General features: G+C 38.6%; 21 protein-coding genes and 3 tRNA genes. 15 read left to right on the forward strand and 9 right to left on the reverse strand.

Features of this window, described 5'->3' with window-relative positions; translation table 11 throughout:
- Positions 1-771 precede the first annotated feature (771 nt).
- Together AC1M9D_RS02675 and yhbY are read right to left on the reverse strand one after the other, a co-directional pair.
- Positions 772-1,308 carry a DOMON-like domain-containing protein gene (locus AC1M9D_RS02675; protein WP_092765927.1) on the reverse strand — a complete coding sequence of 179 codons (537 nt, stop codon included), beginning with the start codon at positions 1,306-1,308 and terminating at the stop codon, positions 772-774.
- Between the two features lie 15 nt (positions 1,309-1,323).
- A complete protein-coding gene (gene yhbY / locus AC1M9D_RS02680; protein WP_481611446.1) occupies positions 1,324-1,647 on the reverse strand; it encodes a ribosome assembly RNA-binding protein YhbY in 324 nt (107 codons plus the stop codon).
- Between the two features lie 196 nt (positions 1,648-1,843).
- Here yhbY and rlmE point away from each other — a divergent pair, with 196 nt between their 5' ends.
- The 4 genes from rlmE (at position 1,844) to AC1M9D_RS02700 (ending at position 5,952) form a co-directional block, all read left to right on the forward strand.
- On the forward strand, positions 1,844-2,494 hold the full coding sequence (gene rlmE, locus AC1M9D_RS02685; RefSeq protein WP_481611447.1) for a 23S rRNA (uridine(2552)-2'-O)-methyltransferase RlmE: 651 nt from the start codon (positions 1,844-1,846) through the stop codon (positions 2,492-2,494).
- A gap of 137 nt (positions 2,495-2,631) precedes the next feature.
- Entirely contained in the window at positions 2,632-4,521 is a 1,890-nt protein-coding gene (ftsH, locus tag AC1M9D_RS02690) for an ATP-dependent zinc metalloprotease FtsH (RefSeq protein WP_035266907.1), read from the forward strand.
- 102 nt (positions 4,522-4,623) lie between these two features.
- Complete coding sequence (gene folP / locus AC1M9D_RS02695) at positions 4,624-5,478, forward strand: dihydropteroate synthase (RefSeq protein WP_481611448.1); 855 nt, start codon at positions 4,624-4,626, stop codon at positions 5,476-5,478.
- A 162-nt stretch (positions 5,479-5,640) separates the two neighbouring features.
- On the forward strand, positions 5,641-5,952 hold the full coding sequence (locus AC1M9D_RS02700) for a DUF5713 family protein (RefSeq protein ID WP_481611449.1): 312 nt from the start codon (positions 5,641-5,643) through the stop codon (positions 5,950-5,952).
- A gap of 109 nt (positions 5,953-6,061) precedes the next feature.
- Here the strand turns inward: AC1M9D_RS02700 and AC1M9D_RS02705 are convergent.
- A tRNA-Leu gene (locus AC1M9D_RS02705) sits at positions 6,062-6,147 on the reverse strand.
- A 217-nt stretch (positions 6,148-6,364) separates the two neighbouring features.
- Here AC1M9D_RS02705 and AC1M9D_RS02710 point away from each other — a divergent pair.
- On the forward strand, positions 6,365-8,128 hold the full coding sequence (locus AC1M9D_RS02710; RefSeq protein ID WP_481611450.1) for an alkaline phosphatase D family protein: 1,764 nt from the start codon (positions 6,365-6,367) through the stop codon (positions 8,126-8,128).
- Between the two features lie 8 nt (positions 8,129-8,136).
- Here the strand turns inward: AC1M9D_RS02710 and AC1M9D_RS02715 are convergent, their stop codons facing one another.
- The 3 genes from AC1M9D_RS02715 to AC1M9D_RS02725 form a co-directional block, all read right to left on the reverse strand.
- Positions 8,137-8,868 (reverse strand): hypothetical protein, encoded by a 732-nt coding sequence (locus AC1M9D_RS02715; protein ID WP_180028125.1) that lies wholly within the window; start codon positions 8,866-8,868, stop codon positions 8,137-8,139.
- Positions 8,869-8,987: 119 nt separating this feature from the next.
- A tRNA-Leu gene (locus tag AC1M9D_RS02720) sits at positions 8,988-9,073 on the reverse strand.
- A gap of 9 nt (positions 9,074-9,082) precedes the next feature.
- Positions 9,083-9,156, reverse strand: a tRNA-Cys gene (locus tag AC1M9D_RS02725).
- A gap of 153 nt (positions 9,157-9,309) precedes the next feature.
- Here AC1M9D_RS02725 and folD point away from each other — a divergent pair.
- Both folD and AC1M9D_RS02735 read left to right on the forward strand, forming a co-directional pair.
- A complete protein-coding gene (folD, locus tag AC1M9D_RS02730) occupies positions 9,310-10,158 on the forward strand; it encodes a bifunctional methylenetetrahydrofolate dehydrogenase/methenyltetrahydrofolate cyclohydrolase FolD (RefSeq protein WP_481588548.1) in 849 nt (282 codons plus the stop codon).
- A gap of 131 nt (positions 10,159-10,289) precedes the next feature.
- On the forward strand, positions 10,290-10,970 hold the full coding sequence (locus AC1M9D_RS02735) for a class I SAM-dependent methyltransferase (RefSeq protein WP_481611451.1): 681 nt from the start codon (positions 10,290-10,292) through the stop codon (positions 10,968-10,970).
- An 11-nt stretch (positions 10,971-10,981) separates the two neighbouring features.
- Here AC1M9D_RS02735 and AC1M9D_RS02740 read toward each other — a convergent pair whose 3' ends face one another.
- Complete coding sequence (locus AC1M9D_RS02740) at positions 10,982-11,413, reverse strand: hypothetical protein (RefSeq protein WP_481593189.1); 432 nt, start codon at positions 11,411-11,413, stop codon at positions 10,982-10,984.
- 143 nt (positions 11,414-11,556) lie between these two features.
- Positions 11,557-13,386: a phosphoenolpyruvate carboxykinase (GTP) gene (locus tag AC1M9D_RS02745; protein ID WP_481611452.1), complete on the reverse strand. Its 1,830-nt coding sequence runs from the start codon at positions 13,384-13,386 to the stop codon at positions 11,557-11,559.
- A 407-nt stretch (positions 13,387-13,793) separates the two neighbouring features.
- Here AC1M9D_RS02745 and AC1M9D_RS02750 point away from each other — a divergent pair, with 407 nt between their 5' ends.
- From AC1M9D_RS02750 to AC1M9D_RS02770, 5 genes are all read left to right on the forward strand, one after another.
- A complete protein-coding gene (locus AC1M9D_RS02750) occupies positions 13,794-14,717 on the forward strand; it encodes a diacylglycerol/lipid kinase family protein (RefSeq protein ID WP_180028129.1) in 924 nt (307 codons plus the stop codon).
- Positions 14,714-15,490: a metallophosphoesterase family protein gene (locus AC1M9D_RS02755; RefSeq protein WP_180028130.1), complete on the forward strand. Its 777-nt coding sequence runs from the start codon at positions 14,714-14,716 to the stop codon at positions 15,488-15,490. The genes AC1M9D_RS02750 and AC1M9D_RS02755 overlap by 4 nt, the downstream gene beginning before the upstream one ends.
- A 169-nt stretch (positions 15,491-15,659) precedes the next feature.
- Positions 15,660-15,950, forward strand: coding sequence for a co-chaperone GroES (locus AC1M9D_RS02760; RefSeq protein WP_004810787.1), 291 nt, complete (start codon positions 15,660-15,662; stop codon positions 15,948-15,950).
- Positions 15,951-16,019: 69 nt separating this feature from the next.
- Positions 16,020-17,654 carry a chaperonin GroEL gene (gene groL / locus AC1M9D_RS02765; protein WP_035266940.1) on the forward strand — a complete coding sequence of 545 codons (1,635 nt, stop codon included), beginning with the start codon at positions 16,020-16,022 and terminating at the stop codon, positions 17,652-17,654.
- Between the two features lie 149 nt (positions 17,655-17,803).
- Positions 17,804-18,973, forward strand: coding sequence for a LuxR C-terminal-related transcriptional regulator (locus AC1M9D_RS02770; RefSeq protein ID WP_481588543.1), 1,170 nt, complete (start codon positions 17,804-17,806; stop codon positions 18,971-18,973).
- Between the two features lie 35 nt (positions 18,974-19,008).
- On the opposite strand, the gene AC1M9D_RS02775 is transcribed toward AC1M9D_RS02770, so the two are convergent.
- Entirely contained in the window at positions 19,009-20,238 is a 1,230-nt protein-coding gene (locus tag AC1M9D_RS02775) for a hypothetical protein (RefSeq protein WP_481611453.1), read from the reverse strand.
- Positions 20,239-20,567: 329 nt separating this feature from the next.
- Between AC1M9D_RS02775 and AC1M9D_RS02780 the strand changes: the two genes are divergently transcribed.
- The 3 genes from AC1M9D_RS02780 (at position 20,568) to AC1M9D_RS02790 (ending at position 25,787) form a co-directional block, all read left to right on the forward strand.
- On the forward strand, positions 20,568-23,675 hold the full coding sequence (locus tag AC1M9D_RS02780; RefSeq protein WP_481611454.1) for a multidrug efflux RND transporter permease subunit: 3,108 nt from the start codon (positions 20,568-20,570) through the stop codon (positions 23,673-23,675).
- A gap of 158 nt (positions 23,676-23,833) precedes the next feature.
- Positions 23,834-25,171, forward strand: a complete 1,338-nt coding sequence (gene mgtE, locus AC1M9D_RS02785) for a magnesium transporter (protein ID WP_481593205.1) — start codon at positions 23,834-23,836, stop codon at positions 25,169-25,171.
- A 40-nt stretch (positions 25,172-25,211) separates the two neighbouring features.
- Positions 25,212-25,787, forward strand: a complete 576-nt coding sequence (locus tag AC1M9D_RS02790) for a DUF4112 domain-containing protein (protein ID WP_035266953.1) — start codon at positions 25,212-25,214, stop codon at positions 25,785-25,787.
- Positions 25,788-25,794 lie beyond the last annotated feature (7 nt).

Consider the following 25,794-nt stretch of genomic DNA (forward strand, 5'->3'; position numbering starts at 1 on the left):
AGTAGACGAAAAAAAAGGAAGGCTACTTTAAAACCCACCCTCCTTACATCTGCTCGCTTGAACTTAACACGGCATTATACGCAAACACCTTGATAAAGTCCACGTAAATAAACCTGAATTCGTCAGATATATACCTTGTAATTTGTTTAAAAGTCTGCTTTTTAAACTTTGGACAAAAGTCTAAGAATGTAAGAATTGTTTAATAATTCAAAAGTTAAGTTTTATCACGATGTATCAAAATTTATGTAGACTTACAATTAATAAGCTAAGTTTCTGAAACAGAATAACAAAGCTTCTAAAAAGCTGATTTGTTAAATAGAACAAATGTTGAAGTTGCTCCAAATGCTTCCTAAAAGTTCGAAAAAAGTACTGATTAGGTCAATTTACCAGTATTTTAGAAAGGACTGATTAAATATGGAAAATAGAGGTAAATATTGAATTGCTTGTTAAAAGCGTAGGTTCAATTATTCAAAGATGAAATTGGTAGTTAGCATGTTGGGATTTAAAAATTAAACCGAGATCGAATTTAAAGAGATTTGAGGCTACTTCGGTGTCTGTGAAGAAATATTTAAGAGCAGATTTGGCTGTTCAAGTGATTAAGGACAATTTTGAAAATTAAAAATGAATAACAGGAATTACAAATATAACTAGATATAACACGTTGAGATCAGTTGTATAAAACTTAACTCTAAAAGAGGTGGGAAGAGTCTACAACTATAGAACTTAAATATTGGGGTAAAAAAATAGTGAGATTAAATCTCACTATTTTTTTTAAAACTGATGCAACCAATCGCGCTTGTTATGGAAGTCAGCCTCAGGACTACTATGCTGCATCGCATAATAATGTTTAGCTTGCGATGTGTTTAATACAGCGGATAAGCCAATAAAAATATCCTGCCATTTCAATTTATGTTTTAACATAAACTCCGTTAGATCAAGGCTCACATTTAAACCATAATGCGTCTTTTTGAGTGAATTCAGTTCTATGTCATAAGCTGCTTGCGGTGGCATATCTTCAGGGTAACGATACTCTTCAAATTGATACGCTTGCCAAGCTTGAGAAGGGGAGAGATTGACTTCACGATAAAAGTCCTGATCTTTCACCCCAATGAAAATTTCAAAGCAGGTTTCTTCCCAAAGAAAATCTCGTCGTGGATGTCCAGCTACAATTTCCGGATAGACTAAGTATTGATTTGGGTCACGTAACCAATAGCCCACATTTAGTGTATATGGACTCACTTGTTCAATTGCACCAACCAAGGAGATATCAAAGTAACGGTCAAAAGAATTTAGTTCGTAACTTGCCATTCAATGCAACTCAAATTAATCAGAAAGATGTGCGTGGCGAACAAGATTCGAAAGTTTAGGATTTTGTTTTGCCGCTTTCTTGTATAAAAGTGCAATTTTTCCAATGGTTTGAACAACTTCTGCACCAGTAACTTTGGCGATTTCAGTAATGACTGCTGCACGAGCATCACGATCTTCACCGCCAATTTTTACTTTAATTAACTCATGATCATTTAAAGCACGTTGAGTTTCTTCAATGACATTTTCAGTTAAACCTTGACCACCTAACATTACCACTGGGTTAAGTGCATGTCCGATTTGACGCAAACGTTTGCGTTCCTGAATTGATAAAGCCGCCATAAAGATAACCTAATTTTAAAAACGACTTAGTATAGCAAATCAAGAGATCAAACGCTTATGTTTCTCAGAAATAATCGATCAACTTAAATCAAAAAAACATAAACGATAATCTTGAATTAGATACAGATGAATACTGCAAGGGGGACAAAATTCACGTACAATAAAAAGTTAGAAGATTACGTGTATTTAAAGAGTTATGGCAACACGCATTACCAATCAGAAGTTATCCAAAAGTAGTCGTGCGTGGATGAGAGAGCATTTAGATGACCCGTTTGTGAAAAAAGCACAAAAGGAAGGTTATCGTGCGCGTGCTGCATATAAATTGCTTGAAATCCAAGAGAAATACAAAATCATTAAACCTGGTATGACTGTTGTAGACCTTGGTGCTGCACCTGGTAGTTGGTCCCAAATCGCTGGAAAATTAGTGGGTGATAAAGGTTTAGTGATTGCATCAGATATTTTGGAAATGGATGCACTTCCAGATGTGACGTTCCTGCAAGGAGACTTTCGAGAAGTGGAAGTTTTCGAAAAATTGTTAAATATTTTAAATGGACGAACTGTAGACGTTGTAATTTCAGATATGGCCCCCAATACATCAGGTAATAAGGCCGTTGATCAACCTCGACAAATTTATTTGTGTGAACTTGCATTAGACTTTGCCAATAAAGTTTTAGGTCCGAAAGGACAGTTTGTTGTCAAAGTTTTCCAAGGAACTGGTTTTGACGAATTCCGTAAGGAAGTTGTAGACAGTTTTGAAGTATTAAAAACTGCAAAGCCTGCTGCCTCGCGTGCTCGTTCGAAGGAAGTTTTTTTAATTGGACAGGGCCGTAAAAAGAATTCGCAATAAAGTGACTTGCCAAGTCGCTAAAAAATGTGCATTTTGTACCTTTTGAATATTTTATTGCGAAATTGATTTACTCGCTTTTTGTTAAAGGTCACCCAATTTTGGGCATGATCAAATTAGATTGATATGGGAATAAAGCTTTGAGCGATCTCTTTAAGAATGCCGTTTTATGGCTTGTTATACTTGGTGTGCTGATATTAATTTTCAGCAACATTAGTGACCGTGATAAGCCTGCTGCATTGAACTATTCAGAATTTGTTGCAGCGGTTAATGCTGGTCAAATTAAACAAGTTACCATTGACGGTGAACGAATTAGTGGCGAAAAAGTAAATGGTTCTCCATTTGAGAGTATTCGTCCTGCGGTTCAAGATCCTGAGTTAATGCCGAATCTCATCAAAAATAATGTCGTTGTTGAGGGTACTGCTCCGCAACGTCAAGGTTTATTGATGCAGCTTTTGATCGCAAGCTTTCCAGTACTTTTAATCATTTTGTTATTCATGTTCTTTATGCGCAACATGGGTGGCGGTGCTGGTGGTAAAAACGGCCCGATGAGTTTTGGTAAGTCAAAAGCAAAAATGCTTTCAGAAGACCAAATCAAAGTCACTTTCACAGATGTTGCGGGTTGTGACGAAGCGAAACAAGAAGTCGTTGAAATTGTTGATTTCTTGAAAGATCCAACAAAGTTTAAGCGTCTTGGTGCTAGCATTCCTCGCGGTGTCCTGATGGTAGGTCCACCGGGTACAGGTAAAACTTTACTTGCAAAAGCGATTGCTGGAGAGGCTAAGGTTCCATTCTTTAGTATCTCAGGTTCAGACTTCGTGGAAATGTTCGTTGGTGTTGGTGCATCACGTGTACGTGATATGTTTGAGCAAGCGAAACGCCATGCGCCGTGTATCATTTTCATTGATGAGATTGATGCGGTGGGTCGTCATCGTGGTTCAGGTACTGGCGGTGGTCATGATGAGCGCGAACAAACCTTGAACCAGATGTTGGTAGAGATGGATGGTTTCGAAGGCAATGAAGGTATCATCGTTATTGCTGCGACTAACCGTGCTGACGTGCTAGATAAAGCTTTACTTCGTCCGGGACGTTTCGACCGTCAAGTGATGGTTGGACTTCCAGATATTAAAGGTCGTGAGCAAATCCTGAATGTGCATTTGAAAAAATTACCTTCAGTGACTGGTGTAGATGTCAAAGTATTGGCACGTGGTACTCCAGGGTTCTCTGGTGCGCAATTGGCAAACTTAGTCAATGAAGCTGCATTATTTGCTGCACGTCGTAATAAAAATACGGTCGATATGCATGACTTTGAAGATGCAAAAGATAAGCTTTATATGGGGCCAGAGCGTAAATCAATGGTTCTTCGTGAAGAAGAGCGTCGCGCAACGGCTTATCATGAAGCAGGTCATGCGATTGTAGCTGAAATGCTTCCAGGCACAGACCCAGTACATAAAGTCACGATCATGCCACGTGGTTGGGCATTAGGTGTAACTTGGCAGCTTCCAGAGTTTGATCAAACCAGTCATTACAAAGACAAAATGTTGAATGAGCTTTCTATTCTGTTTGGTGGTCGTATTGCAGAGGAAATTTTCATTAATCAGATGTCGACTGGGGCTTCTAACGATTTTGAGCGTGCAACAAAAATGGCGCGTGCAATGGTGACTAAGTACGGTATGTCTGACAAGATGGGTGTCATGGTTTATGAAGAAGATGCTCAACAGTCATTTATGGGTAGTCTAGGTGGTCGTACTATTTCTGAAACGACTCAACTTGAAGTTGATCGTGAAATTCGCCGTATCCTAGATGAGCAGTACAAAGTTGCACGTGATATCTTAGAAAATAATAAAGATATTGCCCATGCGATGGTAAAAGCTTTGCTTGAGTGGGAAACGATTGATCGTGATCAAATCCGTGACATTATGGAAGGTCGTGAACCTCAACCACCTAAGGTATATGTGGCTGAGAATCCAATCGTAGATGTAACCCCTACAGATGGTCCTTCAACGCCTCCACCGTTACCTGCAAGCTAAAATGAAGGAGCCTCTTATGAGGCTCTTTTTTTGTGTTGAAATTATCCCTCATGTTTAAATTTTACTTGATATCATGTGAATGGATTTTCTAGGGACATCAATATGCAACTTATCTCTTTACCTAATCAGATTCTTAAATGTGGTGCATTGGAACTTGATTTGTCAAAGCCTCATGTAATGGGTGTGTTAAATGTAACGCCAGATTCGTTTAGTGATGGTGGTAAACACAATAGTGTAGAGGCGGCACTAGAGAGAGCAAAGCAAATGATTGCTGAAGGGGCGAGTGTTATTGATGTAGGTGGTGAGTCAACTCGCCCTGGCGCATCTGCTGTTGATGTTCAGGATGAAGTAGATCGTGTAGTTCCGGTCGTTGAAGCGTTGTCAAAATTGAATGTAGTGATCTCAATCGACACTTCTCAACCAGAAGTGATTAAAAAGGCGGTTAAAGCTGGAGCGCATATTTGGAATGATGTCAGAGCATTAACAAAGCCACATGCTTTAGAAACAGCTGCGGAATTAGATATTCCAGTCATTATCATGCATATGCGTGGTGAGCCAACCACAATGAACCAGTTGGATCAATATGATGATATTACTTTAGATGTGATTTCAGAATTGCAAACTCGATTAGATGCAGCATTAAATGCGGGAATTAAACCTGAAAATATCATGATTGATCCGGGTTTCGGATTTGCAAAAAATGCACATCAAAACCTGAAATTATTAAAAGAGTTGTATAAATTAAATGAGTTGCGATATCCAATGCTTTCTGCGTTATCTCGTAAGCGATTTATTGGTGAAGCTTTAGGTGGTGTACCTGCCCATGAACGTGCAGTGGGTTCGGTGACGGGGCATCTGTTAAGCATACAGCAAGGAGCATGTATGGTCAGAGCACATGATGTAAAAGAAATGGTGCAAGCTATACAAATTTGGACAGCAATGAATAGTGTCAGTTAAATTAAAGGGTGATTTAAGGCAGTTAAAATCATCAATGAAAATATTGGCTTAGTTATACTTTGACTCAAAGTGAGATTTACTCCTCGTTTTTATTGTTGGTTTAATGTCTAGCTTGTGTTATATAAGCTCGGTTTTTGTTAATGCTATTACTTGAGCTTTAATATGTTGAATGATGTACTTCTCCCGATGTTCGACGATGAATATTATCCTGATATTCTCGTGGCTGAAATTCAGCAACTCATTAAAAAATTCTCAAAGAAGGTATCTAAGGTGAATTCCGATGCTGAGATTTATCAAATCGCCAATGATATTGTGGCGGAAATTAATGAGATGAAACCTCAGTTCGAAGATCTTGACTCTTCTCTTGACGATGCAGCAGCAGACTATATTGTTGAGGCAATGATGATGGTCGTTCAGGAAGAGGGATTCTTAGATATCGAAATGGAAGAACTTGTTTCAAATAGAGAGTGGTAAATCGCTCTCTATTTTTTTGTGTTGTTATTGTTGTGACTAAACACTAGGCATAAAAAAAACCAGCTTACGCTGGGTTCTTTATTTACACCATTATTCTCTATTAGAAGAATGGTGCCCGAGGCCAGACTCGAACTGGCACGCTTTGAGGGCGGGGGATTTTAAATCCCCTGTGTCTACCGATTTCACCACTCGGGCATGTGCGCAATAATAGAGGACACTTTTAAGCTTGGCAAGAGAAAATCGTATTATTTGCTTTCTTTTCAATCAACTTGCATTGATTAGGTTAAAAATTATAACTTTGGGGGCGATGGTTTAAGATATTTGTACATTAAATTGTCATCTGATTGCAATTTTAACTTCATAAATATGGTTTAAGTTCGAAGTTAAAATAACTCGCCAATTCATAAATAAAATGAAAAATAAAATCTCAAGACGCGCATTAATTAAAAACTCATTGGCTGGATTTGGTGCGATTTCACTGCCTGTTTCGATTACAGCATGTAATGGCGATGGTCAAACCAGCAATGAGCATAAAGTTGAATTTTTGCATGGAGTGGCGAGTGGAGATCCATTACAGGATCGAATAATTCTTTGGTCGCGAATAACACCTACAGATGTGACGGCAACATATGAGTTAGATTGGGAAATTGCACTTGATGAAAATTTTTCAAATATTGTTCAGATGGGGAAAATCAAGACTTCTGCTGCTAAAGACTTTTGCTTGAAAGTCGATGTACTTAATTTGAGTGCCGATACTCGCTATTATTACCGATTTAAATATGGGCAGATACATTCTCCAATTGGTCGTACGAAGACCTTAGCAACCAAGTCCAATGCGGTTAACTTTGCCGTATGCTCATGCTCAAATTATCCTGCTGGTTATTTTTATGTGTACCGTGAAATTGCGAAGCAGGACGTGGATGCTGTGCTGCATCTGGGCGACTATATTTACGAATATGGCAAAGATGGGTATGCAACTGAACAAGCCGAAAAGCTTGGTAGAACACTCGATGTGGATAATCAAAACGAGATTTACCGTCTAGAAGATTATCGAAAACGTTATGCAAAATATCGAACAGATCCTGATTTACAAGCGGTTCATCAACGTCATCCATTTATTCTGATTTGGGATGATCATGAGCTGACAAATGATGCATGGCGAGCTGGTGCGCAGAATCATCAACCTGATTTAGAGGGAGATTTCGTAGCACGAAGAACAGCAGCCCTAACCGCTTATTTTGAGTGGATGCCAATCCGCGAAAAAAGCAATAACGATATTCTTCATATTTATCGTCAGTTTAATTTTGGTGATTTAGTTCAACTTAATATGCTAGATACACGTATGTTGGCACGAGATGAGCAACTGGCTTTTGCTTCATTTATGGATGGTGAAAATCTAAATGTTGAGCAATTTAGAGTGGCATTAATGAGTGAGCAGCGACAGCTAATAGGGATAGATCAGTTAAATTGGTTGGCGAATAGTCTGCAGAGTTCTCGTGCAATATGGAATGTATTGGGTCAGCAAGTATTGATGGCGAAAATGTTGGTACCTGCTGAAGTATTGCAAATATTAAATGTTGCCAAAAGTGGAATGGTAGATGACAACTTTTTAATTGAAGCTCAAAAACGTCTCATGGAGTTGGTTGCAATTAAGTTGCGTTATAAAAATAATGATCCAAGCTTAATTGACGCTGAATTATCAAGAATACTAACCGTGATTCCTTATAATTTAGACGCTTGGGATGGTTACTATGCTGAGCGTGAGCGTGTTTATGCTTTATATGAGCAGTACCAGAAGAAAGTTGTTGTGTTGGCTGGAGATACCCATAATGCGTGGGAGTCTGCATTACATCAACAAAATGGTGAGAAGGTGGGGATTGAATTAGCAACAAGTTCAGTTTCTTCACCGGGTATGGAGAAATATCTCAATTTACCTGAGAACTTAATGCAACAATTTGAACAAGTGTTTATCCAATTGATTGATGAATTAAGTTTTTGTAATTTGAATCAACGAGGCTATTTAAAATTGAGCTTTGATTCTACGCAATTGAGTGCAGATTGGTTGTTTTTAACAGATATTCATTCACAGAAGTATCAAGTTGATCAACTCAGATTGCACTCAACAACGTATGATACCAATTTGAATATAATTAAAGTAATGCAGCAAGCAAGTTGATCGTAGCGCTACATGATGCTATCGATATATTTTTCTATATCGGTATGCTTGTAGCGCATACACAATTTGTTTTCATAGTTCATCAAATGAACATAAAGTTGCGCATTTTTTTGTTTTTGTTCAATCAATAATTGATGCTGCTTTGAGTTTTTGGATGAAAAGATTAGTTTTAAGTAAAGCTTAAAATTTTGTTTATAACTCCAGAAAGCCACTCTACGAATTTCTTGAATGTAGTAATAGTTTTCTTTAGAAGTATTTTCTCGGAATAAATTCTCTTTATAAAATTTAACGAAACCAAAATTCATAGCGAAATAAAACAAAATTCCCTGTAAGAACCAACTTTCCATAAAAGCGATATTTAAACTTTGTAAAAGAATGAGGATGGTCAGTTTGAATGGGGTATTTTTAAGTTGCTGGTAAGTTGAGATGCTACTATGCTTGATCTGTTTGAGGATGATTGGCGTAATCAGCATAAAAAATAACATGATACACAACACAGCACTCCCGCCAGATTGAAAGCCTTCTAAAAAAACAATGTGTTGTTTAAGCAAAAGGGTTAACAAATATGAGCAAGGGAGGAAAATCATTAATGCAAGTGCAAGCGGGATCAGTTCTTTACGCTCATCTAGAATTCCTTTGGTCTTTAACTGACTATAGAGCAAGAAGTTTTTTTTAAACGCTTGAGGATATTGTTGTTTTAGTTCTTGAAGATATTGAGCAACTTGCTGATTTTGATTCATTTGAATATGAAATTCTGAAGATGAGTGATTATAGCAGATGAGTTTAAAGAAAATGCAGACATAAAAAAACCAGCTTACGCTGGGTTCTTTATTTACACCATTATTCTCTATTAGAAGAATGGTGCCCGAGGCCAGACTCGAACTGGCACGCTTTGTGGGCGGGGGATTTTAAATCCCCTGTGTCTACCGATTTCACCACTCGGGCTTAACAAGATGGAGGCGGAGGTCGGAATCGAACCGGCGTACACGGAGTTGCAGTCCGCTGCATGACCACTCTGCCACCCCGCCATGTCTTGTTGATGCGTATATTAACAAGCTCTGAAAAAAAAACAATAGTGCTTTTATTCGTATGTGCAGAAAAACAGCATATAACGGAAATTATTTAAAATATTCATGTAGAATGTGTGAAATTGATTCATATCAACACTTGGGAGATGTGCCGTGGCATTAGTTTTAGATGGTCGTGCATTGGCAAAACAAATTGAGGCTGATTTGTTAACTCGCGTAGAAGCGTTAAAAGCAAAATCAGGACGTACTCCAATTCTTGCGACGATTTTAGTAGGTGACGATGGTGCATCTGCAACTTATGTGCGTATGAAGGGTAATGCATGCCGCCGTGTTGGTATGGATTCACTTAAAGTTGAACTACCAAAAGAAACGACGACAGAACAATTGCTTGCTGAAATTGAAAAACTCAATGCAAATCCTGATGTTCACGGTATTCTTTTACAACATCCAGTACCTGCGCAAATTGATGAGCGAGCGTGTTTTGATGCGATCTCACTTGAAAAAGATGTGGATGGTGTTACTTGCCTTGGTTATGGTCGTATGGCAATGGGTGAAGCGGCTTACGGTTCTGCGACACCTGCTGGTATTATGACGATTCTGAAAGAAAACAACATCGAAATCGCAGGTAAGCATGCGGTTGTTGTAGGTCGTTCTGCAATTTTGGGTAAACCAATGGCAGCTATGCTTCTGGAGGCGAATGCTACTGTAACGATTTGTCACTCTCGAACACAAAACCTTGCTAGCTTTGTGAAGCAAGCGGATATCATTGTGGGTGCAGTCGGTAAAGCTGAATTGATTCAAAAAGATTGGATTAAACCTGGTGCAGTAGTTGTTGATGCTGGTTTCCATCCACGTGATGGCGGTGGTGTGGGCGATATTCAACTTGTTGGTATTGAAGACATTGCTTCAGCTTACACACCAGTACCGGGTGGTGTAGGTCCAATGACAATCACAACGTTGATTCGTCAAACTGTAGAAGCGGCTGAGAAAGCACTAGGTTAATTTAATCCTCCCTAACCCTCCTTTTTCACAGTAGGGGATAAACTTCAAATCTAAAATTGAAGTGTCTTTTTTTTCTAAAGAGGGTTAGGGAAGATTCCTGAAAGATATAAATACCAATTAAAAGAATCTAAATGAGCTGTACTTTCCAATTTCCTAAAGCGCCTGAACATTTACTCAAAGCCTTAAATGATGTGATTCCACATTGTGAACTTCATGCACAGCAATTGCCTGATACACCAATTTCACTTTGGCTCATTCCACCAGTTTTTCCAACCGATAAGCTAGATGATGAAGTTATTCGTCGAATTTGGAATGATACGCCATATTGGATTTTCTGTTGGGCATCAGGTTTAGCAATGTCACAATGGTTATTGGCTGAACCGCATCATGTGAAAGACAAAGTGGTTTTAGACTTTGGCGCAGGTTCAGGCGTAGTTGCGATTGCGGCGAAAATGGCTGGGGCAAAACGTGTCATTTGTTGTGACATTGATCAAATTAGTTTGGATGCGTGTCGTGCCAATGCTGAATTGAATGATGTTGAGCTTGAATATTTGGATGACTTATATAAAGCTGAGCAAGTTGATATCTTGTTGGCGGCTGATGTGTTATATGACCAGTGCAACCGTTTCTTCTTAGATGAGTTTTTAAAATTTGCACCCGAGGTATGGGTGGCGGATAGTCGTGTGAAAAACTTTAGTCATCCGAAATATGAAAAGCTTGATGAGCGCAGTGCAACGACATGGCCAGACTTAGATGAATCACCTGAATTTAGAAATGTCAGTTTTTATAAGACACTCAATGAAGTACATTGAGTGTCTTAAGTTTAGAGTGTGCAGTTAAAGCGAACGACTTGTAAGAGACTAGGCTTAGTTTCTAAAGAAAGACGTGTATTGTAGTCTTCATTGCTGTATAGACTTTGAGTGTTTGAGAGTCCGAATGATGTTCGTGATTGGCCAATTTGAACCTGTTGAGTTTCTTGAGTTTTGTAATTGGGATTAGCAATTTCATTTACACTCAAAATGGTGGTTTTATACTGTTGAGTATGTCCTAAAACTTGTTGGCAAGTGCGTTGCAATTTGTGTTCATCAATATTTTGGTTGGCACGTGCAGAGAGGGTATACGAAATAGTGGCAAAATTTTCTGATTTGTTTTCAATTTGATATCCTGTAGCTCCATTGTGCTGTCTCGGAACAGATTGACAGGCTGTAAGCATAAGTACGATTAAACAAGAGCCAATCATTTCTATTTTTTTCATTATTTGATCCTAATAAGCTGTTTAAATCAGTATGCCATAAGTGTGACAACTTATTGGTACTAATAAACGTTACTAAATACACTTTATTCAGTTTGTTTGAAGTAAAAAAAAGGTCACCGAAGTGACCTTTTTTCTCATCATACTTAAGCAGATTTAACCGCTTCTAAAAGCTCAGTTTGACGTTTTTTCAACGCTTCTGGTAAACGATCACCAAGTTTGTTGAATAATTCAGTGTGGCTTTCGAGTTCTTTGATCCATTGCTCTTTGTCTTGAGAAGTCACAAGGTCAAATTGCTCTTTCGTAAAGTCTGAACCAGTCCAGTTCAACTGTTCGTAAGTTGGAACACGACCAATTGGAGTTTCAACAGCGTCAGCACGACCTTCACAGCGATCGATAATCCACTCAAGAACACGCATGTTTTGACCGAAACCAGGCCATACAAAGTTGCCTTCAGCATCACGACGGAACCAGTTCACGTTGTAAATACCAGGAAGCTTGTTACCAGCAGCTGCAGCTTTCTCGCCAACTTTCTCACCCATTTCTAACCAATGTGTGAAGTAGTCAGCCATGTTGTAGCCAGCAAATGGAAGCATCGCAAATGGATCGCGACGAACAATACCTTGTTGACCAACAGCAGCAGCAGTTGTTTCAGAACCCATCGTTGCAGCTTTATAAACACCGTCAACCCAGTCAAATGCTTCTGAAATTAGAGGCACTGTGTCCGCACGGCGACCACCAAAGATGAACGCAGAGATTGGAACACCTGCTGGATTTTCCCAGTCAGCATCAATAGAAGGGCATTGACCAGCTGAAACTGTGAAACGCGCATTTGGATGAGCTGCTTTTTCTTCACCAGTATGTGGTTGACCTTTCCAGTTCGTTAGGTTGGCAGGTGCTTCTTTAGAAAGACCTTCCCACCATACTTCACCGTTGTCAGTCACGGCAACGTTTGTATAGATCACGTCTTTATGAAGCGTAGCCATACAGTTCGGGTTCGTCTTTGTATTTGTGCCAGGAGCTACACCGAAGAAACCTGCTTCAGGATTGATTGCATATAAGCGACCATCTTCACCTGGTTTGATCCAAGCAATATCGTCACCTACAGTTTCAATCTTCCAACCTTCATAACCTGTTGGTGGAATTAACATTGCAAAGTTTGTTTTACCACAAGCAGATGGGAATGCAGCTGCGATGTAGTGTTTTTCACCTTGTGGATTTGTCACACCAAGGATGAGCATGTGTTCAGCTAACCAGCCTTGCTGACGACCCATGAATGATGCGATACGTAATGCTAAGCATTTTTTACCAAGCAATGCGTTACCACCATAACCAGAACCAAATGACCAAATTTCACGAGTTTCTGGATAATGAACGATGTATTTTTCTTTGTTGCAAGGCCAAGCAACGTCTTTTTGACCTTCTTCCAATGGTGCACCTACAGTGTGTACACATGGAACAAATTCGCCATCAGTGCCTAGAACGTCATAAACAGCTTTACCCATGCGAGCCATTTTAGACATGCTGACTGCAACATAAGGAGAGTCAGTAAGTTCGATACCAATGTGAGCAATATGAGAACCTAAAGGTCCCATAGAGAAAGGTACAACGTACAAAGTACGACCTTTCATAGAACCGTCAAATAAACCGTTTAATTTTTCACGCATAACCGCTGGAGCTTCCCAGTTGTTAGTTGCGCCAGCATCTTCTTTGTTTTCAGAGCAGATAAAAGTACGGTCTTCAACACGAGCAACGTCAGAAGGATCAGAGTTTGCAAGATATGAACCAGGGTGCTTTTCTTGGTTAAGCGCTTGCATTGTGCCGTTAGCGATCATCAAGTCGATATAACGTTGATATTCTTCTGCGCTACCGTCACACCATTCAATTTTTGCTGGTTTTGTTAGTTTAGCAATCTCTTCCACCCAAGCAATAAGCTTAGGGTGACGAACGAATTCTGGTGCGTTCACTTGGGTCATGGTGAGGCCTATATCAAAAGTGTACAATGTGGTGTACAAATAATATCTAGATGCTGGTTTGCAGACTCTAGATTCAGTATGAAAAAAAAGTGGCTGTATTAAAGCATATTTTCTTAAAAAAAATAAGACCAAAGGCTTAAATAGTGCTTAAGACTTGTTTGGTGTTAAGTTTATGTAATTATTTGATATTTTTTTAAAAAATGAGTAATTTCTTATTCATTTTTAAATTTTATGTTTGGTATTTGTAGTTAAAATATTTATTTAAAATAAAAACTTAATTAAATTATGAGATCAATTCTCATCATCGAAAAATTAAATGAACATCATTTAAAAATTACATAAATTGGCTTTTAATTGAGTAGTAAATAGACGAAATTTTAAAGTAATTCAATTTTTAAAGCCATAAAATGAATTCAATGCTTAAGCCTTTGTCTATGATTTTTAATGAAAAATCTGGATTCCATGCCACCAATAATGATCAAATTTATGAGCAACTCATGCATTACTGGACAGATCTAGGTTTTGAAATACAAGTTTTTGATATTGCATCAGAAATGAGTGTTCAAGCACTCATTGAAAAAGTTCATCTTCGACATTTAAATCACGATAATCAGGGGGTGATTGTGGTTGCTGGCGGGGATGGAACGTTAAATTCTGTGGCTAATTATTTATTACATCAAACCATCCCTTTGGTAATTTTACCTTTAGGGACATTCAATTATGTTGCACGGGTTTTGAATATTCCTTTAGATATTCTCGAAGCTGCAAAACTGGTGGTTGAAGGTAAGCCTAAAGCGGTACATGTGGCAAAAATTAATGATGCCATTTATCTAAATAATGCGAGTTTGGGTCTTTATCCATTGTTTATTAAAAAAAGAGAGTTATATAACCAAAAACTAGGGCGTCTACCATTACATGCCTATACTTCTGGCTTAGATGTGTTGATTCGTGATCGTAAAGAATTAAAGTTAGAAATTGAGGTGGATGGTGTGAATTATGCAGTTAAAACTCCTTTATTATTTTTAGGCAATAACCAACTTCAATTAAAAGAAATGAACCTCAATATCGCTAAAACGGCAGAAGAGGGTCGGGTTGCGGGAGTTGTACTTGCTCGCACGGATAAGCTGAGTATTTTTAAAACACTCATCCAACTCATTCGTGGAAAATTAGATCAGGCAGCAGACGTATATAGTTTTAGTGCGGATCATGTGCGAATACGTTCTCATCAAAAAAAAATGACAGTAGCAATCGATGGAGAAATTATTCAACTGGATTCACCATTAGATATTCATGTTGAAAGAAATGCACTGACCTTAATGGTGCCACAATGATTTTACATTTGTCTGATTTGCATTTTGGAACTGAGCAACAAGACTGTTTAGATGCAATTGCTCACTTTGTTGCAGAACATTTGATCGAAGCTGTTGTGGTCAGTGGTGATCTCACTCAAAGGGCAAGATTTTCACAGTTTTATCACTGCAAAAAATTTCTAGAAGAACTTAATGTTCCTTATATTGTGATTCCGGGTAATCACGATATTCCTTTGTTTCATTTATGGCGCAGATTTTTAAGTCCGTTTCATCGGTATAAGTTGTTTTTTGGTGAAATGGAACAGACCTTAGAAACTGAGCATTTTTATATTATAGGAATCAATACAATTCATCCTAAGTACCATACGAAAGGTCGTATTACTGAGTTTCAAATTCAGGAAATTGATCAAAAAATGAAATTGGCTCCTCAAGATAAATTAAAAATTCTGCTTACGCATCAACCTTTCTATAGTGGTGATCACGGTATAAATATGTCTAAAGATCGTCCTAAAAATACTGAAAAAGCCCTAAAGACATGGGCAAGCTCAGGGTTGAATGCAATTCTACATGGTCATTTACATGTATCTGCTGTTTATGATCTGAATAAGATTTTCCAACTTAATGCTCAGCATCCAATATTGGATATTCATGCAGGTACCGCTACGTCACATCGTTTACATCATGACTTTTCTAATAGTTTTAATCTAATTGATGAAAAACTGAAGGTGCGTGAATATCGCTTTGATTCGAGATTCAAGAAATTTTATTTAGTTGCAAATCGGAATGAAGGCTAAATTATCGAAATGCCTAAAAAAAATACAAAAAATTAAATTTTTTTTCATTTTCCCCTTGAAGCAATTTTTTCCATCCCCACAAAAGTGACATCAAATAATTTTGGTGGTGATCTAAGGAAATTAAGATCACGACTATTAATCAAAAGACTTAGTCTGATGGAGTATTTTTATGAGCAACATTCGTCCATTACATGACCGTGTAGTAATTCGTCGTGTTGAAGAAGAAACAAAAACAGCTGGCGGCATTTTATTGCCAGGTTCTGCTGCAGAAAAGCCTGCTCAAGGTGAAATTATTGCAGTTGGTAATGGTCAGATCACTGACAATGGCGTTCGCGCTTTAGATGTAAAAGTAGGTGACAAGGTATTGTTTGGTACTTATGCAGGAACAACTGTGAAAGTAGATGGCGAAGAACTATTAATCATGAAAGAGTCAGATATTTTAGCTGTTTTAGAAGGCTAATTGATTCTTTTTAATACTACTCATTTAATCAATCAGATTTAGTAATTTTAATAATATTCGGAGTCAAATATGTCAGCTAAAGACGTTAAGTTTGGTGATTCAGCTCGCACAAAAATGATCGCAGGTGTGAATATCCTTGCAGATGCGGTTAAAGTTACACTTGGTCCTAAAGGCCGTAACGTTGTTATCGATCGTTCATTCGGTGCGCCACACATCACTAAAGATGGTGTTTCTGTAGCGAAAGAAATCACATTAAAAGACAAGTTTGAAAACATGGGTGCTCAACTTGTTCGTGAAGTTTCTTCTAAAACAAATGACATCGCAGGTGACGGTACTACAACGGCAACTGTTTTGGCTCAAGCAATTTTGAACGAAGGGATCAAGTCAGTAACTGCGGGTATGAACCCAATGGACTTGAAACGCGGTATTGATATTGCAGTTAAAGCTGTTGTTGCAGATATTAAAGCAACGGCTAAACCAGCATCTGATTCGAAAGCGATTGAACAAGTTGGTTCGATTTCTGCGAACTCTGATACGACCGTTGGTTCACTGATCGCTCAAGCGATGGAAAAAGTGGGTAAAGAAGGTGTAATCACTGTTGAAGAAGGTTCAGGCTTTGAAGATTCTCTAGATGTTGTAGAGGGTATGCAGTTTGACCGTGGTTATATTTCTCCATACTTCGCAAACAAACAAGATACATTGACTGCTGAATTGGAAAACCCATTTATCCTTCTTGTTGATAAGAAAGTAAGCAACATCCGTGAGTTGATTACTGTTCTTGAGGCAGTTGCGAAAACAGGTAAACCACTTCTAATCATCGCTGAAGATGTTGAAGGTGAAGCACTTGCAACGCTTGTTGTAAACAACATGCGTGGCATCATCAAAGTATGTGCTGTTAAAGCACCAGGCTTCGGTGATCGTCGTAAAGCAATGCTTCAAGATATCGCGATCTTAACTGGTGGTACTGTAATTTCTGAAGAAATCGGTATGCAGTTAGATCAAACAACACTTGAACATTTAGGTACTGCACACAAAGTAACTGTATCTAAAGAAAACACAGTGATTGTTGATGGTGCAGGCGATGCGAATCAAATTGCTGAGCGTGTTCAACAAATTCGTGCGCAAATTGAGGAATCAACTTCAGAATACGACAAAGAAAAACTTCAAGAGCGTGTTGCTAAATTAGCAGGCGGTGTAGCAGTGATCAAAATCGGTGCTGCAACTGAAGTTGAAATGAAAGAGAAGAAAGATCGTGTAGACGATGCTCTTCATGCAACTCGTGCTGCTGTTGAAGAAGGTGTTGTTGCGGGTGGTGGTGTTGCATTAGTACGTGCAGCTAAAGCACTTGACGGTGTAACGGGTATTAACGATGATCAAAACGTAGGTATCAACATCCTTCGTCGTGCGATTGAAGCGCCACTTCGTCAAATCGTATCTAACGCAGGTGATGAACCATCTGTAGTGATTAATGCAGTTAAAAATGGCGAAGGCAACTTCGGTTATAACGCTGCGACTGGTGAATACGGCGATATGCTAGAGATGGGTATCCTTGATCCAGCGAAAGTTACTCGTTCTGCACTTGAGCATGCTGCGTCTGTTGCGGGCTTAATGTTAACAACTGAGTGCATGATTACAGAGATCCCAGAAGATAAACCAGCTATGCCTGACATGGGCGGTATGGGTGGTATGGGCGGTATGATGTAATTCATCCCACAGCCTAAAAAATCCCCGCTTTAAGCGGGGATTTTTTTGTCATCTGTCTGATAAATATTTGAATACTATTGTAAATATTGAATAAAAGCCTAGTAGAGTGCTAATCTAATGGAACATTAACACCATGATTGGGGGTGATGATGTTAACTGTTCAAGAAAATCAAATCATAGAAGAAATTTATGAGGCTGCCTTAAAGCCACATCACTGGGAAAATGTTTTAAAACAGGTCGTGGAATTTACACAGAGTTCAACGGCGATCTTTACTTACTTTGATCAGCTTCGGCCCGAACAAAATTTTATTTACACCATTAATATCCCGATTGATGGAATTCAAAATTATCAAACGTATAACTTAGATGTCGTAGACATGCGTATTCACGGTCAGTTAATGAATACCTATGGATTAGAGCATGCCTATCAAATTGATTGTCGATCATATGCTGAAACAGATAATGAGGATTTGAAGAACTTTTATGAATATTGTTTAGTTCCTTCAAACATCTGTTATCTCAGTGGGGTATTGTTAGAGTATGGAAAATATAAATGGGGCGTGCTTGCGGTACATCGACCATCAGATGAAGCTGCTTATGATACTGCTGAATTACAAAGTTTAGAAAGACTCGCAAAACACTTTAGAAGAGCGATTCAAATTCATCGACAAATTAAGCTTCTTCAAAATGATAGAAGTAATTACACCGAAATTTTAGATAAGTTGAATGTGGGTGTGCTCGTCGTTCAATCTAATCTAGAAGTGAGATTTGTGAATCAGTATGCGAAGGATTGTTTGAATGATACGAGTATGATTGAAATAGATTTGCATAACAGATTAAAAATAATCGAGCCTTATAATGCTCAATTAAAAAAATTGGTGCAGAGCACATTCAAAAAGAATGAGCGTTATTCATTAGAGAGGCATGATCAAGAAGAAGTTGGGGGTGCAATGCAGTTATATAGCGATCGACATCAATCTGCTTACTTAATCACAGTCTCACCACTTAAGGTGCTGTCAGATTCAATGATCTTAGACAATAATCAAGTTGCATTATTCTTATCAAAAATGCAGGATCGAAAACGCTTGTCTAAAATATTACTGAAGTCAACATTCCAACTGACAGCTCGAGAAATTGAAATTTGTCAGCATTTTATGGACGATCAGCATCTTGAAAATATTGCTTTGAAATGTGGGATTACGCTGAGTTCACTGCGGACATATCTGAAAACGATTTATCAGAAGTTAGGATGCTCCTCACAAGCTGAAATGATGCGGATTTTGATCGAATTTATTGATGCTTTTCAGCATATTGAATAATCCCCCTTTAACGAAGATGTTGAAGGGGGATAAAATTAATTCATTCTGGTCAGTGTAAATGTGCCTTCATCTGCTACGGTAAAGCTTAAACTTTGAGTAGAAATTTGTAATGGTAAGCCTAAATGCGCGTCTGTATTGGATAATCCAGCACAACCATTTGTATCAATGCTGAGGGGCGTGGTAACAAAGAGCTTGTTGTCGCGTAATTGATAACGACCATACTCAATACCAGGGCCACCACAAGGTCCGTCATATGGATCTGGTTGATCATCGCCAACAGCATCAACCATAATAAAAGTGTTATTAGAATTAAATACGAAAATTTGTTTACCACTTGAGGACTGCCATGCGCCTACAATTCCACTATTATTTCGAGGAACTCGCGTAAACTCTGCACTTTCATCAGGATTTTCAGCTTCAGAAATCTTAAGTATAGAACCATCAAAAGATAGTTTCATTGAACGCGATTCCCCATGATCGAGAAGTCCCCAATCTTCATTGGTATCAATCACAGGCGTAGTAATATTTATTGAAGAAGCGTATAAACTTCCACTTAGGGCATCTAGATTTATTTTGGCGTATTCCATGCCATTTGAAGAACTATTAGGCTCGTTCGGGATTGGTTCACCGAGCATATATTCGCCATTCTCTCCAATAAATAACACAATTTCAGACTCATCATTTTTTGCATACCATACGCCTTGAATATCTTTGAGCAGTGAGCTGCTAAAATGTTCATTAGCTTGCTCTTCACTGACTACTATATTGGAGGCAATTTCAGGAATATTGATAATTTGACCTTGAAGTCGCTCTCTAAAATCACTTGTCGCATTGCTGAAATCAATCGATGTTGGCGAGAAATTTGAAACATCATCTGGGATTTGTATGGTCTCTTTATCCTCATCGATATCCAATGATTGTAAAAAAATCAGTAGATTGATAATTCTCTTGTTACGTTCATCTGCATTTAAATCTTCATTCACGAGTTCATTTGGTGTCACACGAGCTAAACCTTGTACGGTACCAATTTCGATATCACCAATTTTAAATGTAATGACATCTCCATCTCGATATTCAAACTCCCCATTTGCATTGGTCTTCTTCGCATTGTCATTATTGCCATTCACGATATATGTCGCACCTGCTACTGGGCTGTCAGTCAGTATTCCTATTTTAATCTGATCATCATTTTTTGCGGATTTATCCGAACCACCACAAGCTGCTAAACAGGTACTGAGCGCCAGTGTTATAAGAGCTTTTTTCATCATTTCCCCCAAATCATTCGTATTTTTGTACCTCGAATATAGTTTTAAAAAATTGAATATGACTATCCTCAAATTGGGAGGGGGTGATGGCATTAATGCTGCGTAATTTTAGAAATTTTTTACTTTTGAGAAATTGCGCATATTTTTTTTTGAAAGATCAGATAAGCGGTTCATAGGTGAGGGCTTCATATTTTCTTCTTAATTCGATCAATGTTGATCGTTTCTGTTATTAGTTCTTGTTTTTTTATTCATAGTCACTGAATATCAATTAAATTTTTATATATTTTAATGAAAACACTTTCTAGAATTCTTTTGACGGCTTAACGACTATGTTATCTAAGTTCTTTATTGAACGACCTATTTTTGCTGGCGTACTTGCGATTATTGTCATGGCAATTGGTATATTTGCGGTGATGAGCTTACCGGTAGAACGCTATCCTGATATTGCTCCGCCAAGAATTACTGTATCAGCAACTTACACAGGAGCTGATGCCGAAACAGTTGAGGAAAGTGTCACACAGGTCATAGAACAACAAATTAAAGGAATTGATAACTTACTTTATTTTAGCTCTACCAGTAATGCATCTGGGAATAGTCGAATTAGTTTAAGTTTTGAAAACGGAACTGATCCAGACACAGCACAAGTCCAAGTTCAAAATAGCATTAATGGGGTGATCAATCGTTTGCCTGAAGACGTGCAGCGTCAAGGGGTCAATGTCTATAAATCCTTAGGTGACACCTTTATGGTGGTGGGGTTATATGACACTACGAACCAAAGTAATAATATTGCGTTGTCAGATTATTTGGCTGATCACATTGAACCAGAAATTGCGCGTGTAGAAGGTGTTGGTGAGGTTGATGTCTTTGGTTCTCAATATGCCATGCGTATTTGGCTAGATCCGAACTTATTGAAACAATATCAGTTGATGCCTAGTGATATTCGTGCCGCAATTGAAGCACAAAATACACAAGTTGCTGCAGGTGGAATCGGAGATTTACCGACAGTAGCAGACCAGTATCTTAATGCAAAAGTTACCGCTGGATCACGACTAAGAACAGTCGATGAATTTAAAAATATCATTGTCAAAGCGACCCCTGATGGAAGTTTTATTTATTTAAAAGATGTAGCACACATTGAGTTAGGTGCTGAAAATTATCAAGCTTTTAATACCATTAATGGATCACCTTCAGCAGGCTTGGCTGTTTCAATGTCATCTGGTGCAAATGCTCTTGCAACCTCAGCTAAAATTAAAGAAGTACTTGAGGACATTAAGAAAAAACTTCCTGAAGGCTATCAAATTGTCTACCCACGAGATAACACGCCGTTTGTTCAAGAGTCCATTAAAGAAGTTGTAAAGACCTTAGTTGAAGCCATTATCTTGGTCGTGTTGGTCATGTTTATCTTTTTACAAAGCTGGCGCGCAACACTTATTCCAACGGTCACGGTTCCAATTGTTATTTTGGGTACTTTCGCCGTCTTATTTGCGCTCGGAATGACCATCAATACATTGACACTTTTTGCATTAGTTCTTGCGATTGGATTACTTGTAGATGATGCAATTGTGGTGGTCGAAAATGTCGAACGTTTGATGCATGAAAAGGGGCTATCTGCAAAGCAAGCGTCTATCTTATCTATGCAAGAGATGACGGGGGCTTTAATTGGAATTACAGTGGTGCTAACTGCAGTATTTATTCCGATGGCTTTTTTTACAGGATCGACAGGAGTTATATACCGTCAGTTTTCAATTACCTTGATTGCAGCCATGTCACTGTCATTGTTGGTCGCGTTAATTCTCACACCAGCATTGTGTGCGATTATTCTTAAACCTAAACAACAAGAAGCAAAATGGGCGACATGGTTTAATACAAAAATGGAATCATTACGATTGCATTATCTAAAGTGGGTTGAAAAAAGCCTGTCACTAAAATGGATCGTTTTAACCAGTTTTTCTGGGTTAATTGTGATTTTTGCTTTGTTTTATAAGTCGCTTCCAACCAGCTTTATTCCAAGTGAAGATCAAGGTTTTATCAGTGTCCAATTCAGTTTACCTGAAGGCGCACCTATGACAGAAAGTCAGCTTGTTGGTGAAAGTATTCGAGAGTATTTTCTTGAACAAGAAAAACAGAATGTTAGGTTGGTTCAAATTCGTTATGGACGAAATTTTTCAGGAACGGGTCAAAATTTAGGAACAGGATTTGTAGCATTACATCATTGGGATGATCGTCCAGGTGAGGCAAACTCTGCACAATCCATTCGTGAACGAGCGATGGAGTTCTTTAGAAAAGACAGTCGCGCTCGGATTATGGTGAGTTTGCCAGGTTCTGTAAGTGGTCTTGGCGATACAAACGGCATCGAGTTTTGGCTGCAAGATTTAAATGGACAAGGACGACAGTATTTAGAAGATCAATTTCAAGCGCTAGAACGACAGGCAATCAACTTCACGACTTTTGAAAATTTGGGCAAACGCTCTAATCCAGATAAAGCCAAATTGAAAGTGAATATCAATCAAAAATTAGTGATGGCGAATGGTCTTTCACAATCTGCGATTAATAGCACTTTGGCTGCAGCTTGGGGTGGTTCTTATGTGAACGACTTTATTGATCGCGGACGTATTAAACGCGTCATGATGCAGGGGGATGCCGAGTATCGTTCAAAGCCTGAAGATCTCAATTTGTGGTCTGTACGAAATAATCAAAATCAAATGATTTCATTTGGTAATTTTGCCACTGTGGATTGGGATGGAGGCCCTGATGTGGTGACTCGTTTCCAAGGTTATTCCGCGCTACAAATGGAAGCAGACACTGCAAAAAATGTGAGCAGTGGTGCTGCAATGCGTGATATCAAGTCTATGGTTGATCAATTGGACGGGGTTGGGCTAGCGTGGAGTGGATTATCGTTTCAAGAGCAACAATCGAGTACACAAGCCATTTGGCTTTATCTCATCTCTGTTGGCTTTATCTTTCTATGTTTAGCTGCCTTATATGAAAGTTGGTCGATACCTTCTGTTGTGATTGCTGCTATTCCATTGGGTATTGGCGGTAATATTATTTTTAGTTGGTTGGTCGGATTTCCAAACGATATTTACTTCCAAATTGCGTTACTTACGACGATTGGGTTGTCATGTAAAAATGCCATCTTAATTGTTGAATTTGCGGCAATGGCTCAGGAGCGTGGAGCTAACGCGATTGCTGCTGCTTTACAAGGTGCAAGTTTGCGCTTACGTCCAATTTTAATGACCTCGCTTGCTTTTGGTGCAGGGGTTATACCTTTGGTATTTGCTTCAGGTGCGGGTGCTGCCAGTCGTCAAGAAATTGGTGTCAGTGTCCTTGGTGGGGTAATTTTCGGCACAATTTTAGTTCTAGCCTTTATTCCCTTTATGTTTGTTATCGTTCGGAATATTTTTAAATATAAATCAAAATCAGCATCTGAAACTTAATGTGGTATCCGCAGTATAAAGAGTATGGTACTGCGGTTGATTTAATCCATTTTTAAATATCAGTTTTTGACAAGATCAATACGCACTAACATTTTCAATTAGTGTTAGCATGCCTTGCGTAATTCTAAACGATAATAAATGAAGCGATTATGGATCAAATTAAACAAGATCATAAAATTGAAGCATTACAACAAGCATTGATCAATTCTGATGTCGCTCAGATTGATCATATTGCGGATACGATTAATCCTGCAGATTTGGCTTTGTATTTACAGCAATTAGAAATTGATCAACAAATACAACTTATCCACCATTTAGAAAACGCAGCATATGTATTTGAGTTTTTGCCACTCAATCATCAAGTACAGTTGGTTAAAAAAATGGACGGTAAAAGTACAGTCCAGTTAATTCGTTCAATGCATTCAGATGCTCGAACTGATTTGTACAAAGCTTTACCGGATCAAATAAAAACATTTGTTTTTGCGAATTTAGATCGAGAAACAAAGCAGCAAGTTCAATCTTTGGCACTGTATGCTGAGGAAACGGCTGGTGCGATCATGACATCTGATTATGTCACTTTGCCATCAGACATCTCAATGCAACAAGCTTTAGAGATTTTGCGTCATTCCGCCAAAGATACTGAAACCTTATATCTGATCTATATTACCAATCAATTTCAGAAACTTGAGGGTGTAATTTCTCTTCGAGAAATTGTGCAAGCACCTTTGGATAAAACAGTCCAAGAAGTCATGACCACTGAGGTCATTTACGGACGGGTAGATGAGGATCAGGAATCAGTGGCAAAAAAATTAAGCCACTATGATTTTATCGCCTTACCCATTTTAGATCATGATGATCATCTACTCGGTATCGTCACTTATGATGATGCTATGGATGTATTCCAAGAAGAATTTACCGAGGACTTTTTGAAAAGTGGGGCGGTAGAGCTTAAAGAAAATATCAGTATTCGTTCAGCACCAATATTATTGTTATTTAGACAACGTGTTTTTTGGCTAGTGTTTCTGGTCTTTGGCAGCCTACTTTCGAGTATTGGGATCGCCCATTATGAAGACATCATTGCTGCGCATATTGTTTTGGTTTTCTTTTTACCGCTATTGGTTGGGAGTGGTGGTAACGCAGGCTCCCAATCTGCAACCTTGATGGTTCGAGCAATCGCAACTGGCGATGTAAAAGCCAAGGATTGGTTTGTGTTGCTTGGTCGTGAAGCGATGGTTGCTCTATGTTTGGGTACAACGATGGCTGCAGCTGTTTCAATTCTTGGCTATATCCGTGGAGATATGATGGTCGCTTTAGTGCTTGCGATCAGTATGATGGGTATTGTCATGATGGGCTGTCTGATCGGGATGAGTTTACCATTTGTACTCAATAAACTAGGACTCGATCCCGCAAGCGCATCTGCACCCTTGGTCACTTCAATATGTGATGCAACTGGTGTATTGGTCTATTTATTTATTGCTTCACAACTCTTATTCTAAGGCTATGACTGATGGAGTATCTTTGCAGGATGTTGCTTAAATGACAAATAAAAATAAATTAACCCAAGCTGAAGTCATCAAAATGGAACGCGATCTTGCCAAGTTCGCAAACATGATGGATTCCGTCGTAAGAATTCCATTCACTAAACAAGGGGTAGGGGCTGATGCAGCATTGAGTACGATTCCTGTGGCGGGTGACGTAGCTGGATTTGTACTTACGTGTTATGCAGTATTACAAGCTCGAAAAATCGGTGTGCCCCAATCTAAATTGAATGGCGTGCTTAAACTTGCTGTGATGGATGGTGTAGTAGGTTTAATCCCTGTTGCAGGTACACTCTTTGATGTGTTTATTCGACCGAGTCGCAAGGCTTTAGATGTGGTTCATGATCATATTCGTGAAGAGTATCAGATTCATTCAGACCATCATGTGGTACACCCATTTTTACATGAAAACTTAGAGCGTAAACAGCAGAACTCTGCCTTCTGGCGAAATCCTGTCGTGGCATGGATTTGGATTCATATTCCTGATTTACTGGGTCTTCTGTTTTTAATTATTTTTGGTGTTGCCTTATGGTTTGGTGTCACGTTCTTATGGCAATGGTTTCAATCTATTTAAAGTCTTA

It is taken from the genome of Acinetobacter sp. ANC_7682 (genome assembly GCF_056779795.1).